This window comes from Pseudomonas sp. GB2N2, assembly GCF_054897705.1.
This window is the reverse complement of sequence record NZ_CM142701.1, coordinates 915,624-929,479: the sequence shown is the minus strand read 5'-3', so window position 1 is coordinate 929,479 and position 13,856 is coordinate 915,624. Positions and strand designations below refer to the sequence as shown.

At 61.3% G+C, this 13,856-nt stretch carries 11 protein-coding genes and 2 pseudogenes; 7 read left to right on the top strand and 6 right to left on the bottom strand.

Annotation, left to right across the window (positions count from 1 at the left end; all coding sequences use genetic code 11):
- The first annotated feature begins 134 nt into the window (after positions 1–134).
- Entirely contained in the window at positions 135–1,343 is a 1,209-nt protein-coding gene (chrA, locus tag ACYZT4_RS04305) for a chromate efflux transporter (RefSeq protein WP_461985521.1), read from the top strand.
- 48 nt (positions 1,344–1,391) lie between these two features.
- Here chrA and ACYZT4_RS04300 read toward each other — a convergent pair whose 3' ends face one another.
- Both ACYZT4_RS04300 and ACYZT4_RS04295 read right to left on the bottom strand, forming a co-directional pair.
- Entirely contained in the window at positions 1,392–2,480 is a 1,089-nt protein-coding gene (locus tag ACYZT4_RS04300) for a polyamine ABC transporter substrate-binding protein (RefSeq protein ID WP_461985519.1), read from the bottom strand.
- Between the two features lie 49 nt (positions 2,481–2,529).
- Complete coding sequence (locus ACYZT4_RS04295) at positions 2,530–3,831, bottom strand: NAD(P)/FAD-dependent oxidoreductase (RefSeq protein ID WP_461985517.1); 1,302 nt, start codon at positions 3,829–3,831, stop codon at positions 2,530–2,532.
- Between the two features lie 144 nt (positions 3,832–3,975).
- Here ACYZT4_RS04295 and ACYZT4_RS04290 point away from each other — a divergent pair, with 144 nt between their 5' ends.
- Positions 3,976–4,875: a LysR substrate-binding domain-containing protein gene (locus ACYZT4_RS04290; protein ID WP_461985515.1), complete on the top strand. Its 900-nt coding sequence runs from the start codon at positions 3,976–3,978 to the stop codon at positions 4,873–4,875.
- Here ACYZT4_RS04290 and ACYZT4_RS04285 read toward each other — a convergent pair.
- The gene (locus ACYZT4_RS04285) at positions 4,872–5,093 is read right to left on the bottom strand and encodes a hypothetical protein (RefSeq protein WP_461985513.1); all 222 of its coding nucleotides are present in this window, start codon (positions 5,091–5,093) and stop codon (positions 4,872–4,874) included. The genes ACYZT4_RS04290 and ACYZT4_RS04285 overlap by 4 nt on opposite strands.
- 201 nt (positions 5,094–5,294) lie before the next feature.
- Here ACYZT4_RS04285 and ACYZT4_RS04280 point away from each other — a divergent pair, with 201 nt between their 5' ends.
- The 5 genes from ACYZT4_RS04280 to ACYZT4_RS04260 all read left to right on the top strand — a co-directional run bounded on the left by ACYZT4_RS04280 (position 5,295) and on the right by ACYZT4_RS04260 (position 11,660).
- Complete coding sequence (locus ACYZT4_RS04280) at positions 5,295–5,552, top strand: DUF2790 domain-containing protein (protein ID WP_461985511.1); 258 nt, start codon at positions 5,295–5,297, stop codon at positions 5,550–5,552.
- A 38-nt stretch (positions 5,553–5,590) separates the two neighbouring features.
- The gene (locus tag ACYZT4_RS04275) at positions 5,591–6,262 is read left to right on the top strand and encodes a heavy metal response regulator transcription factor (protein ID WP_461985509.1); all 672 of its coding nucleotides are present in this window, start codon (positions 5,591–5,593) and stop codon (positions 6,260–6,262) included.
- A complete protein-coding gene (locus ACYZT4_RS04270; protein ID WP_461985507.1) occupies positions 6,259–7,662 on the top strand; it encodes a heavy metal sensor histidine kinase in 1,404 nt (467 codons plus the stop codon). The genes ACYZT4_RS04275 and ACYZT4_RS04270 overlap by 4 nt, the downstream gene beginning before the upstream one ends.
- A 299-nt stretch (positions 7,663–7,961) precedes the next feature.
- A complete protein-coding gene (locus tag ACYZT4_RS04265; protein ID WP_461985505.1) occupies positions 7,962–9,146 on the top strand; it encodes an acetyl-CoA C-acyltransferase family protein in 1,185 nt (394 codons plus the stop codon).
- A gap of 126 nt (positions 9,147–9,272) precedes the next feature.
- Positions 9,273–11,660 carry a DUF3772 domain-containing protein gene (locus ACYZT4_RS04260; protein WP_461985503.1) on the top strand — a complete coding sequence of 796 codons (2,388 nt, stop codon included), beginning with the start codon at positions 9,273–9,275 and terminating at the stop codon, positions 11,658–11,660.
- Between the two features lie 98 nt (positions 11,661–11,758).
- Here ACYZT4_RS04260 and ACYZT4_RS04255 read toward each other — a convergent pair.
- The 3 genes and pseudogenes from ACYZT4_RS04255 to ACYZT4_RS04245 all read right to left on the bottom strand — a co-directional run.
- Positions 11,759–11,902, bottom strand: a pseudogene (locus ACYZT4_RS04255) (aldehyde dehydrogenase family protein); the annotation flags it as partial.
- Positions 11,903–12,012: 110 nt separating this feature from the next.
- The gene (locus tag ACYZT4_RS04250; RefSeq protein WP_461985501.1) at positions 12,013–12,939 is read right to left on the bottom strand and encodes a Gfo/Idh/MocA family protein; all 927 of its coding nucleotides are present in this window, start codon (positions 12,937–12,939) and stop codon (positions 12,013–12,015) included.
- Between the two features lie 200 nt (positions 12,940–13,139).
- Positions 13,140–13,781, bottom strand: a pseudogene (locus ACYZT4_RS04245) (LysR family transcriptional regulator).
- Positions 13,782–13,856: the final 75 nt, after the last annotated feature.

Sequence of the window (13,856 nt, the reverse complement as noted above, 5' to 3'; positions counted from 1 at the left end):
TTTATGGGGCGCCGGTGGAACGTCGATCAGGGCCTGTAGCCTGATCATCGAACCGCCATCTCGGGTTAAGCGTAGGCCATGGTTAGAATGGTGGCCTATAACAGTGATTCACTTCATTTCAGGAAGGCACGTGCATGGCCGATTCCCACGCCCATCACCGCAGCAGTGCGTGGTCGGTATTTGTCATCTTCCTGCGCCTGGGGCTGAGTTCTTTCGGCGGGCCCATTGCACACTTGGGCTACTTTCGCGAGGCGTTCGTCACACGACGGCGCTGGCTGACGGAGCCTGACTACGCGGACCTTGTGGCGCTGTGCCAATTCCTGCCGGGGCCGGCTAGCAGCCAGGTCGGCATTGCGCTGGGCCTGTCCCGGGCCGGATACCCTGGGGCACTCGCGGCATGGGCCGGTTTTACCTTGCCGTCGGCCGTCGCGTTGATCCTGTTTGCATTGGGTCTTTCCCGCTATGGCACGGCCTTGTCGTCCGGCGCGCTGCATGGGTTGAAAGTGGTCGCCGTGGCCGTGGTTGCTCAAGCGGTGTGGGGCATGGCGCGACACCTGTGCACGGATGGAATACGCGTCACGTTCATCGCAATTTGCGCAGGCGTGGTTCTGCTTGAACCGTCCGTCTGGGCCCAGATCGGCATGATGGGCGCAGCAGGCGTGGCGGGATTGCTGTTGTTCAAACCCGCGCAGCGTGCCGTGCACGATCCTCTGCCCATGACGATCAGCCGGCGGGCCGGGGCGATCTGGTTGTCGCTGTTCTTGATCCTGCTGACCGGCCTGCCACTGCTGAACCAGATGATGCCGAGTCAAACCCTGGCGCTGGTGGACGCTTTCTACCGTTCAGGCTCACTGGTGTTCGGCGGTGGCCACGTCGTCCTGCCGCTGCTGCAAACCGAGGTGGTGCCTTCGGGCTGGGTCGGCAATGAAGCGTTCCTCGCCGGGTATGGCGCCGCGCAGGCGGTACCAGGGCCGCTGTTCACGTTTGCCGCGTTTCTGGGTGCGTCAATGAACCTCGCACCTTCGGGCTGGACCGGCGGGATGATTGCCCTGCTGGCCATCTTCGCGCCGTCGTTCCTGTTGATCCTCGGCGCCCTGCCTTTCTGGGAGCGACTGCGCCGCAATGTGCGCGCGCAGGCCGCATTGCTCGGGGTGAATGCCGCGGTCGTCGGCCTGCTGTTGGCCGCGCTGTACCGGCCAGTCTGGACCAGTGCCATTCTCACCGTGCAAGATTTCGCGCTGGCAGTGGTTGCCCTGGTGGCACTGATGTTCTGGAAGGCGCCGCCGTGGCTCGTGGTCATCGGTTGCGGGGTTGCGGGGTGGTGTTTGAGCGCCATTGCCTAGGATCAACCCTCCCCTGACGCGGCCCCGTCGAGGAAGGGTTTGTCACCCTCAGGTATTGGTTTTCAACTTGGTCCACAGACGCGTACTCAACCGTGCAATCGCCGCTGGCAACTCTTCGACGGTAAACAACTTGTCGAGCACGGTCTTCGGGGGGTAAATCGCCAGGTCCTGCTTCACCGCCGGGGTCACGTACTGATCCGCTGCGAGGTTGGGGTTGGCGTAATGGATGCTGTTGCTGATGTTGGCAATGACTTGCGGCGTCAGCAGGTAGTTCATGTAGGCGTAGCCGTTCTTCTCGTGCGGTGCGCTTTTGGGCATGACCACCATGTCGAACCACAGGGTCGAGCCTTCGTCGGGAATCGAATAGGCGATGTCGATGCCGTTGTTGGCTTCCTTGGCGCTGGCGGCGGCCTGGACGATGTCGCCGTTGAAACCGATCACCGCGCAGACGTTACCGTTCGCCAGGTCGCTTATGTATTTCGACGCATGGAAATATTGCACGTATGGCCTGATTTTAAGTAGCGCCTGCTCGGCTTTCTTGTAGTCCGCCGGCTCGTGACTATGGGGCGGCAAGCCCAGGTAATTGAGGGTGATCGGCAAAACCTGCGTTGGGTTGTCGATGATCGCCACGCCGCACTGGCTGAGCTTCTTGATGTTTTCTTCAGCAAAAAACAACTTCCAGGAATGGGTGATATCAGTGCTGCCGAAGATCGCCTTGATCTTCTCGACGTTGTAGCCAATCCCCGCCGTGCCCCACATGTACGGATAGCCATACTGGTTGCCCGGATCATTGACCTCGAGTTTTTTCATCAACGCCGGATCGAGGTTTTTCCAGTTGGGCAGCTGGCTCTTGTCGAGTTTCTGAATGGCCCCGGCCTTGATCAGGCGCGACAGGAAATGGTTCGAAGGGCTGACCACGTCATAGCCGGTGTTGCCGGTCATCAGCTTCGATTCCAGCACTTCGTTGCTGTCGTGAATGTCGTAAGTCGTCTTGATCCCGGTGGCCTTGGTGAAGCTGGGCAAGGTGTCGTCGGCGATGTAGCCGTTCCAGTTGGAAATATTGACCACTTCGTCGGCGTAAGTAACGGCCGACAAGGTGGTCAGTGCAAGCATCAGGGGAATCGTGGTCACGCGCATGTTCAATCACCGAGTTGATGAGTTTTTTGTTGTTTGATCGCCGGGGTTTCTAGATTTCTGTTCTGGCCCTGACCGCTTCCACACGCATGCGCAGCATGGCACCGATATCGAGCAAGGGTTTCGGCGGCAACCAGCCCGGTTGCGCCCGGCTGATCACCGATTCGAGGAGCGGCGAGGTGGCGCCCGCAGACAGCTCGGCAAGCAACCGTCCCCACAGCGTGCCCCGCGCGACGCCCGACCCGTTGCAGCCAGCCACCGCAAACACGCCTTCTTCGACCTTGCCGAAATACGGTTGGCCGCTGCGCGAGGCGCTCAAATGGCCAGTCCAGGTGTACTGAATGTCTTGCTCGCCGAGGAACGGGAAGCGCCGTTGCAAACCGAGCACATGGTGTTTGCGCCGATGCAGCAATTCACTGTCGGTCAAGTCACGGGAGCGGTATTCCGCGGTGTTGCGGATCATCACGCGACGGTCCGGTGTCAGGCGCACTGTGGCACCGAGCGGCCGGGTGGAGAGCACGCCCCACGGCTCGACAGCGCCGATGGCCTGGAACTCTTCATCACTGAGCGGCCGCGTCAGACTGGCGCTGAGCTCCATCGGAAAGGTGCCGCTGTCGTCGATGCCGGAACGGGGAATGAACGCGTTCAGGCACACCATGACCTGCTTCGCCTCGATGCTGCCGGCGCTGGCATTGGCGCGAATACGGCCGTGGCCCAAGCGCTCCAGCCCGGTGATGTCGGTGTTTTCGAAGACGGTCACGCTGTCCGGCAATGCGTCCAGCAAACCCTTCACGTATTTCGCCGGTTGCAGCAGTGCGTTGCCAGCGCCGCACCAGATCGCGGCCTGATAGTGCCGTGTGCCGAGTTTTTCGTTCAGTTGTTCGCCTTCAAGGAATTGCGCAGAGGCGCCGACGGCGCGCAAGGTCACCAGTTTCGCCTCGACGTCGGGCAACTTCCCCGGATCGCTGACAGCGAAAAAATAGCCGGCATCGCGCAAATCGCATTCAATGCCGTGGCGCGCGATGCGCTGACGGACTTCGTCACTGGCGGCGCGTGAAATCGCTGTGTCCACTTCATAACCGGCAAACCCCTGATTGCCGATCAGTTCGTCCTTGGTCGGGTGTTCATGGCCGACCACGAAGCCAGAGTTACGTGCCGACGCGCCTTGCGCAGCCCGCTGGCGATCCACGACCACGATCCGCGCCTGAGGGTGCAATTCCGCCAGCGAGTGCGCGGCACTCAGCCCGGTGATGCCGGCACCGATAATCAGCCAATCAGCCTTTTCCGTGCCCTTGAGAGAACGGCGCGCGGGTGAACTTCCCGCCTGCGCAATCCAGCCACATTCATTGGTCATGCTTCACCTCAATCGACTGTCAATCTGCGAGCGCATGCCGTAATCGCATGGGTGTTTCCACCAGAGGCTCGCCAGAGCTAGAATCTATAAGGCCTGTAGTGATACAACCAACGTTATAAAATCATAGAGTCATTCATAAAACGCATGGATAAAATTCGCCACGTTCCTTCGCTCCAAGCCTTGCAGGCCTTGGTGGAAGTGTCCGACTCGGGCAGCTTCACGCAAGCGGCACAGCAGCTGTGCCTGACCCAAAGTGCGGTCAGCCGCAAAATTCAACTGTTGGAGAGCCACTTCGGCGTGCCGATGTTCGTCAGGACCAGCCGCACTGTGCGGCTGACGGCGGAAGGCGAACAGGTGCTGGCGACTGCGCGCACTGTCCTCGCGCAGCTCAAGGCGCTGGAGGACCGGCTGTCCCCGCAGGAACGCCCATTCCGCATCCGCATGCATGTGTCACTGGCGGTGCGCTGGTTGCTGCCAAAGCTGAGCGAGTTTTATCGACATCATCCGCAGGTTTCACTGTCGATCGAAACCGTGGCGACGGAAGTGGTGGAGCCGGCGATAGACAGTGATGCCTACATCCTTTATCTGCCCGAGCCGTCGGCTGATCCGGAATGCCTGACGCTGTTCAAGGAAGCGCTAGTCCCCGTCTGCGCCCCTGGGTTGGGCACGCTGAGCCAGCCATTGACATCGGTGGACGATCTCGTGAGTTTTCCATTGCTGCATCGCTCGGCAGATCGCAATGACTGGAAACAGTGGCTCTGCGCCAATGACGGCAAGCCGTTGGAGGATTACCGGCACATCCCCTTCAACCTCGACGAACTGGCGCTGGATGCCGCGGCTCGCGGATTGGGTGTGGCCATGACGGACCGGACGCTGGCCAGCGAATCGATCGAACGGGGTGTGCTGGTCGTCCCATTCGGTCGTGCATTGGAAACCCGAGGTGTCTACGCGCTTAACCTGCAGCCCTCCGCCAGCGCACATCCGGCCTGTGCGCTGATTTTGCAATGGTTCGCGCTACAGGCTGGCGGTGGTGTTCAATCCTAGGTGCCCCCAACAACGCCTTCCACTGCATTGGAAAACGCTACCCCCGCCTCGCGCACCAAGGTGCGCCATTCAGAACTGCTGATCAGGCCTTCCCGTTCCATCTCGTCGGCGGCCTTGAGCAACTCGTCGTATTGCTCTTCTACGTCCATGCGGATTTCGGGTTTTGCGAGGAGCTTGTACCAGGCCGCCAGGGCATCGCGTCGTCGTTGATCGGTCATGGCGTAACTCCCAGGGATAGTGTTCGTTTGGAAGTTTGCTGCGGATAACCGTTCCTCGCGCCCGACATACGGCAGTTCGCCAGAGCCGCGTTTCATTACAACTTTGTCATTGATCTGTTGGTCGGCTGTTCGGGTCGGCTGCTTAACCTGAGCTCACTGCCAGGACATTCCGGCAGCCAATCCTGAATAGAGAGACTCATCATGAAAATGTTTATCCTCGGTTTCGCCGCCCTAATCGCCACGGGCTCGGCATTTGCCGATACTCAGAGCGCAGCCCCGGTGATCCACGACAAGACCGGTTTCTTCGTGCACATGGACGTCGACAAGGTCCTGTCCAGCACCGACATCTCGCAGCATTGCGGCTTGATCCCGGCACGACTCGACTACCTCGACCATCAGGGCCGCGAGCATGTGCTGGATTACCAGGTCGACGGCAGCGGCTGCACCAATGATCATTGATCCGGCTACACTGGCGCCAACTGGCTGAGGCACAACCCATGAATATCCTGGTAGTCGAAGACGAACCCAAGGCAGGCAACTACCTGCTCAACGGTCTGCAGGAACTCGGTTATACCGTCAGCCTGGCGCGGGACGGCGCCGATGGTTTGCACCTGGCGCTCGAGCACCCATTCGATGTCATCGTGCTCGACGTCATGATGCCGAAAATGGATGGCTGGGAAGTCCTGCGCCGTTTGCGCAAGGAGGCCGATACGCCGGTGCTGTTTCTCACCGCCCGCGACGACATCGCCGACCGCATCAAGGGCCTGGAACTGGGCGCCGATGATTACCTGATCAAGCCCTTCTCTTTTGCCGAACTGGTGGCACGCCTGCGCACCCTGACCCGCCGTGGTCCGACCCGCGAAGAAGAACAACTGCAGGTCGACGACTTGCAGATCGACGTCCTCAAGCGCCGCATCACCCGCGCCGGCGTACGGATCACGCTGACCAACAAGGAATTCGCCCTGCTGCATTTGTTCGCTACTCACCAGGGCGAAGTCCTGTCGCGCTCGATGATTGCGTCACGGGTCTGGGACATGAATTTCGACAGTGACACCAACGTCGTCGACGTCGCCGTGCGCCGCTTGCGCCTGAAAATCGACGACCCGTTCCAGCTCAAGCTGATCCACAGCGTGCGCGGCATCGGCTACCGATTCGACACACAACCATGAACCGCCTTCGCCATTCCATGACCCTGCGCCTGGCGCTGGTGTTTGCCCTGTTGGCGTTTGCCACGCTGGCCCTGTTGGGCGCAGCGCTGTACCGCGATCTGGAACGCGAGCTGATTCGCCGCGACGACGCCGCGCTGGTGAACCGCATCGATCAACTGCGAAACTTTCTCAATGACAGCAACACGCTGGAGCTGATCCGGACCAAACCGGCATTGTTCCAGAACATGCTGGGCAACCGCGAATCCCTGCTGACCATTGGCGCTCCCGGGCAAAAACCACTGCTGGCGGTCAACCCCGGCAATCTTGACCTGCCATCGCTGGCGCCGGTGCCGATGGACCATCCGTTGAGTCTGGCTGACGTGCAGCACTTTCCCGGCGTGGACGGCATTCCGTTCGCCGCCGTCGCGGCGACCATCGATTCCGGCGACATGGGCAGCCTGCAAGTCCTCACCGGGCGCCTGATGACCGAGCGCACCGCGGTGCTCGCCAGTTACCGGTTCACCGTGTGTATCTTCGCCGGCATCTCGGCGATTTTGCTGGCGTTGTCCGGTTATTTGCTGGTGCATCGCGGCCTGCTGCCGGTGCGGCGCCTGGCTCGACACGCCCACGGCATCGGCATCGGCAACCTCTCCGAACGCCTTGACCACCAAGGCGCACCGCGGGAACTGCTGCCGATGATCGACTCCTTTAATGCGATGCTCGACCGCCTCGGCAAAGGTTTCGTGCAATTGGGTCAAGTCTCGACCGATATGGCCCACGAACTGCGCACGCCGATCAACAACCTGCTCGGCGAAACCCAGGTTGCGTTGCAGCAGAACCGCAGTATCGAAGCCTATCAGCAACTACTCGCCTCCAACGTCGAAGAACTCGAACGCCTGGCGCGCATGCTCGACAACATGTTGTTCCTCGCGCGCACCGACCCGTCCAGCGCCCTGAGCCAGCGTCAAGAACTGATCGCCGCCGACGAAATGGAGCGCATGGCCGACTATTTCGAAGGGCTGGCAGCGGATGTCGGTATCAGTATCGATGCCCGGGGCAGCGGTGTGATCTGGGCCGAACCGATGCTGCTGCGCCGCGCTTTGGCCAACCTCTGCGCCAACGCAATCAAATACGGCGCACCGCACTCCGAACTGTTCATCCGCGCCACGCCCTCCGCCGACGGCATCCGCCTGACCGTGCGCAACCACGGCGCGACCATCCCCGCCGAACACCTGCCCCGACTGTTTGAACGCTTCTACCGCGTCGATGAATCCCGCGAACGTTCGGCTAATTCCAATGGCTTGGGGTTGTCGATTGTCGCGACGATCATGCAGTTGCATAACGGGGGTTACAGCGTTAGCAGCGTTGAGGGAGTGACGTGTTTTGAGTTGTTCTTCCCGGTGCGACGGGTGGGTGAGTGAGTTGCAATTCAGAAGCACACACCGATCCCTTGCAGGAGTGAGCCGGCTCGCGAAAACGTTCACGCACCGCGTTCATTCAGGCAGGGCGCGTTATCGTTGACGTCCATCGCTGGCACGCCAACGCCTACAGGGGACAGCGTGAACCAGAGGGCAGGCCGGACAGCCCCACCCCCTAACAATGGCAAAAAACACCACCCCCCTTGAGCACTTTCGACATACCCCAACCCCGCCGCCGCCCCTAGACTCTTTCCCCCAATAACAGCGCCAAACGCGCACCCGACCGAACCAGGGAAACCCACATGAACCCATCCGACATTTTCGTCATCAGCGCCGTCCGGTCCGCCATCGGCAGCTTCGGCGGCTCGCTCAAGGACGTGCCGCCAATTCAGCTGGCGACCGACGTCTGCCGCGCCGCCATCGAGCGCTCAGGACTAGCGCCGGAACACATCGGCCATGCGGTGATGGGCCATGTGATCCCGACCGAAGCCCGCGACGCCTACATCTCCCGCGCCGTAGCGATGAATGCCGGCCTGCCGAAAGAAACCCCGGCCTTCAACGTCAACCGCCTCTGCGGTTCCGGTTTGCAGGCGATTGTCAGCGCCGCGCAAAGCCTGATGCTCGGTGATGCCGGCGCGGCGCTGGCCGGTGGCGTCGAGTCCATGAGCCGCGGCGCGTACCTGTTGCCGCAAGCGCGCTGGGGCGCACGGATGGGCGACATGCAAGCCATCGACTACATGCTCGGCGTGCTGCAAGATCCGTTCGCCGGTTTCCACATGGGCATCACCGCGGAAAACATCGCGGAGCGCTACGGCATCAGCCGCCAGGCCCAGGACGAACTGGCCATGCTCAGCCAGCAACGCGCGGCGCGGGCGATTGCCGAAGGTCGCTTTGACAGTCAGATCGTGCCGATCGAAGTGGCGTCGCGCAAAGGCACCGTGACCTTTGCCACCGACGAACACGTGCGCGCCGAGGTCAGTGCCGAGCAACTGGCGAAGATGAAACCGGCCTTCAAGAAAGACGGCAGCGTCACCGCCGGAAATGCCTCCGGCCTCAACGACGGCGCGGGTGCGCTGATCCTCGCCACCGGTGAAATGGTTCGTGCGCAAGGCCTCAAGCCGATGGTCCGCCTGGTCGGTTACGCCCATGCCGGTGTCGAGCCGGAACTGATGGGGCTCGGCCCGATTCCGGCCACCCGCCTGGTCCTCAAACGCGCCGGTCTGACCGTCGCCGACCTGGATGTCATCGAGTCGAACGAAGCCTTCGCCGCGCAAGCCTGTGCCGTCGCCCAGGAACTGGGCTTCGACCCGGAAAAGGTCAACCCCAATGGTTCGGGCATTTCCCTGGGTCACCCGGTGGGCGCCACCGGCGCGATTATCGCGACCAAAGCCATTCACGAACTGCTGCGCGTCCAGGGCCGTTACGCCCTGGCGACCATGTGCATCGGCGGCGGCCAAGGCATCGCCGTGCTGTTCGAACGCGTCTGACGCTGCCCACCCTGCCCCCGTTCAGCGGGGGTAGAGTCAATTAACGTTCACCAAACTATTCTTCGCGGGTTTACCTGATGACCTAACCTCATAGGCTGAATGACTAACAACGAGTCGGACACGCCTATGCGTCATCCACTGAAGGCCATGATTTTCGTCGCACTCACGCTGTTCGGGACCAGTCCCGGAATGCTGCTGGCGGCGGACCCTCCAGACGTTTCAGCGCCCAGGGCGGCCCCGCCCGCCCTCGTCGTCTCCCAAAGTGACCTTCAGGCGCTGCAACTGCGGCTGGACAGCCTCAAACAGCAGATCTCACTGGTGAACAATTTCAATCAGCTGGAGGGTCCCCAGGACCAGGTCCAAGTGTTCTTGCTGGATGTCGACCGCCTGACGGCCGCCCTGCTTCCCCAGCAGACTCAACTGCGCGCGCAACTGGGCGTGCTGGGCCCCATTCCCGTCGACGATACCGCCGCCGAGCAGTCCGAAATCGCCGCACAACGGGCAGCGGTGACCGAGCAAAAAAACAAAGTCGACGCCACCCTGAAAACCCTCACCGCGCTGAAAGCCAGCGCCACCGACCTGATCACCCAGATCGCCGGCATCCGCCGCAGCCTGCTGGAAAGCGAACTGACCCTGAGCACCCGAAGCCTGCTGAACCCGGAATTCTGGTCACCCTTGCTGTTCCCGTCGATGGACGATCGGCTGCGCTTCAGAATGTTCTTCGATCAGGCGAGCGCAGTCGTCAGAGCCGCATGGCAACCTGGTCAGCGCTTCGTCACCAGCGTGCTGTTGCTGCTGGCCCTGGTCATCTGGACGCTGGGCCGCCGGCTCGCCGAACGGGGGCTGACCTGGCTGTGCATCCACCGGATGCCGGAGGGACGCCTGCGCAGAAGCTCCCTCGCGTTCGCCTCGGTATTGGCCACCGTGATGACCGTCGGCGTGGCCCTGCAACTGCTGTTTTATACCTTCACCCGGGAGACATCGCTGACGCCGATGCTGACCACGTTTTCCCAGGAATTCGAGAAGGTTGCCTACACCTGCGTGTTGATCACCGCGTTGAGCCGAGCACTGCTCTCCACGAAGCACCCATCCTGGCGGCTGCCGGCCATGACCGACCCGGTCGCGCTGTCACTCAAACCTTATCCACGCATTCTCGCCGGCGTGCTGTTGGTGATGGTCACGATAAACCAGATTCTCAATGCCACCGGCATGAGCAGTGGCATCGTGATTGCCGGCCGAGGCATCGTCGCGTTGGTGGTCGCCGCTATTCTGGTGCACTTGCTGTGGCGCACCGGCAAAGTCCGGCGGGCCGTCGTGGCCAATGGAGAAGCCCCGGAAGCCGGCCGGACCTTCGCCGGGGTGCTTTACACCATCGTTAGCGTTTCGATGGTCGTTTGCCTGCTGGCCCTGCTGACGGGTTATGTGTCCCTGGCCAGGTTCATCACCTATGAACTGGTCTGGGGCTTCCTTGTGCTGGCCGGTTTCTACCTGCTGATGCAATGCTTCAAGGACGCTTGCGAGTACCTGTTGTCGATCAAAAGCCCCAGCGGCAAGGCGCTTAAACAGATGCTCGGCATTGAAGACCGGCGCCTGGAGCAGATCTCGATCATTCTGTCGGGGGTCGGCCGGGCCGGGCTGTTGCTGCTGGCACTGATCACGCTGTTCGTCGGCGGCGTCGGCACCACACTGGGGCAACTGCTCAGCAACGTCTTCTCGATTCTCGGCGGCGCAGGGCTGCGCAAACTCAACATCATCCCCGGCCACTTGCTGAATGCCGCGCTGGCCTTGCTGATTGGCATCTACCTGATCAAGTCGCTGGGCCGCTGGCTGGACAAGGAGTTCCTGCCGAAAACCGAGATGGACCCCGGCATGCGGGCCTCGCTCACCACGCTGTTTGCCAACATTGGCTACGCGCTGGTCATCCTGATGACCCTGTCCTCGTTGGGCGTGCAGTGGACCAACCTGGCGTGGATCGTCAGTGCGTTGTCGGTGGGGATTGGTTTTGGCTTGCAGGAGATCGTCAAGAATTTCGTCTCCGGCCTGATCCTCCTGACCGAGCGCCCGGTGAAGGTTGGCGACCTGATCAGCATCAGCGGGGTCGAGGGCGATATCCGCCGGATCAACGTGCGGGCCACCGAAATCCAGCTCAGTGACCGCTCGATTGTCATCGTGCCGAACTCGCAATTGATCTCGCAGAACCTGCGCAACGTGACGCTGGGCGGAAGTGCCCAAGGGGTGGCGACACTCGAACTGACCTTCCCCTTGGACATCGACCCCGAGCAGGTCAAGGACCTGCTCTACAACACCTATTGCGAGCACGAGACCATTCTCGACAAACCGGCGCCGATGGTGCGGTTCAGCAAGCTGACGCCCGACGGCATCACGCTGACCGTCACCGGCTACGTCGGCAGCCCGAGGATTGTCGGCGTGACCAAAAGCGACCTGCTGTTTGAAATCCTCAAGCGCCTGGGAGCCGCGGGTATCGAGCTGGCGAAGCCTGCACCCACGGTGTGAATCAGAGGGCGATCATCAGGTTTTTGCCGCCGAGTTCCAGCGAGAACCGCGTCATGTTTTGCATGCACGCTGCATCCTCACTTTTGCCCACGGCGCGATTTTGGTCGCCAGCCGGACATGTAGCGCATGAACTCGACCGTGGCGTTCAGGTCCAGCGCGCGGGCCATGTTGATCGACTTGCCCCGGCTCAGGGTTTCCAGCTGCGCCAGCTCTTGGGCATGCGCCTCCACCAGCGCGGTGAAACGGTCGACGCGAAGATCGAAGAGAAAAACAGAGCTCCAGCCAAACCGCGATGAATGGCCGCTGCCTGCTGACGCGCAGGCAGCGGCTTTTGGCGCAGGCGTCTCGGCCGTTAATCGTAGAACGGCGCAACCAACGCCCGGCTTCCGACAAAAAAGCTGTCAGCCACCAGTCGCAACGGCTGAAGGTCCAGGTCGCTGGCCTTATCGCCAATCAGCTGTTGGAAATGCCGATACACCGCCGCGTACTCGCCCTCCTCCGACACGGTTTGACGCACGCCGTCGATACTCAACAGTGCGCCACCGTTGTCCAGTCGCAAGGTGCCTTCGGAACAACGAATCTCGATGCTCCAGAGTTCGTCATGACCGTGGTCGAAATCGAACTCCGCGCGGACATCGAGCTGGCGCGCGTCGGACATTTTGATCGACGCCGCAATCGGCGACTGGCAGTTGTCGGGGACGCGCAGTTCGGCAGACTCGACGAACAGCGGCAGTGCCAGCAGATGGGTAACGATCGACAAAGCATTGATGCCGGGATCGAACACGCCAAGACCACCGGGTTGCCAGATCCACGCCTGACCGGGGTGCCATTTGCGGACGTCTTCCTTCCAGTCGATCTGCACGCTTTGCAGGGTGCGGGTGGCCAGCCAGTCACGGGCAGCCTGGATCCCAGGCGCGTAGCGCGAATGCCAGGCAAACAGACCGCTGACGCCTTGTTCTCCGACCTGATCCACCAACGCCATCGCTTCGCCCAAGGTCGCGCACGGCGGCTTTTCAACGAGCACGTGCTTGCCGGCCGCCAGCGCGAGTTGCACCAGCGCGAAGCGCCCTTGCGGCGGGGTGCAAAAGGCAATTGCATCGACCGGCGGACCGTTTTCCAGCAGCTCGCTCAAGGACCGGAAATTCTCGATCCCGGCGCACGGTTGGCCTTGCGTGGCGACAGACACCAACTGAAACCCGGAGTTGGCGTGGATAGCGGGTACGTGCTGGTCCTGGGCAATCTTGCCGTAGCCCACCAGACCGAGACGGATCGGTTGCATCGATGACTCCTGTTATTTTTCCAGTCTTGGGACGCGAACTGGCGAGATTACGTTTGTCTGGCGGGGAAGTCATGGGTGACGTGTTTCATTTTCGACATTTCAAGCCCGTACATCAGCACGGAGAGCGACCGACAAGCCCCGCGAGAAAGTATTCCATCTGCGACGTGCGGTTCGTCCGCAAAAAACGGAGACCTGCCTGATTACAAAGCAGTGCTTCCCGCAAAGTGTGGAGATTTGCCGAAATACTCGATCAGGAGTTCGGTGAGCACCTGAATTTTTTGCGTGGGGTGCTGACCTGCGGAACGAACATGTAGGCACCGGCCGGGGGGGCTGGATAACGCGTCATGATCGGCACGAGTGCCCTCGATAGCGCCGATGCGCCTTGCGATCAGGTTGGAGTCCTGTAGGTAACCAACCCGTATCGCACAGTCGTCACCCTCCGAGATGAGATCAACGAAGCGATCGCTGTAGCAGGTCTGGAGATGGAGCTGGGGGTGGCGTCGCGCCATTTCCGCAAGCACGGGCGCGAAATGGGTTGGGCCAAAAGAAAGCGCAGCGGCGACTCGCAAGCGACCACGCAGGGCGCCGCTGGGCAAGATCGCTTCCCTGGCTACGTCCATTTCGGCGCAGACCCTGGCGGCGTAGTCGCGAAACGTGACGCCTGCCTCAGTCAGCGCAGCGCCGCGAGTCGACCGTGCAAGCAAGTGCACGCCAAGTTCCGTTTCCAGCCGCGCCATTCTGCGACTGACGATTGATTTGGACACGCCAAGCCGAACCGCAGCAGGCGAAATACCCGCGGCGTCTGCGACCCCTACGAATGTCTGAAGCTCTTCGATATCCAAATCGGTGTTCCCCTTTTCGCGACACAGCTAAGCACCAGACACTATGACCGAAACGCGTACAGGAACAGCACAGTG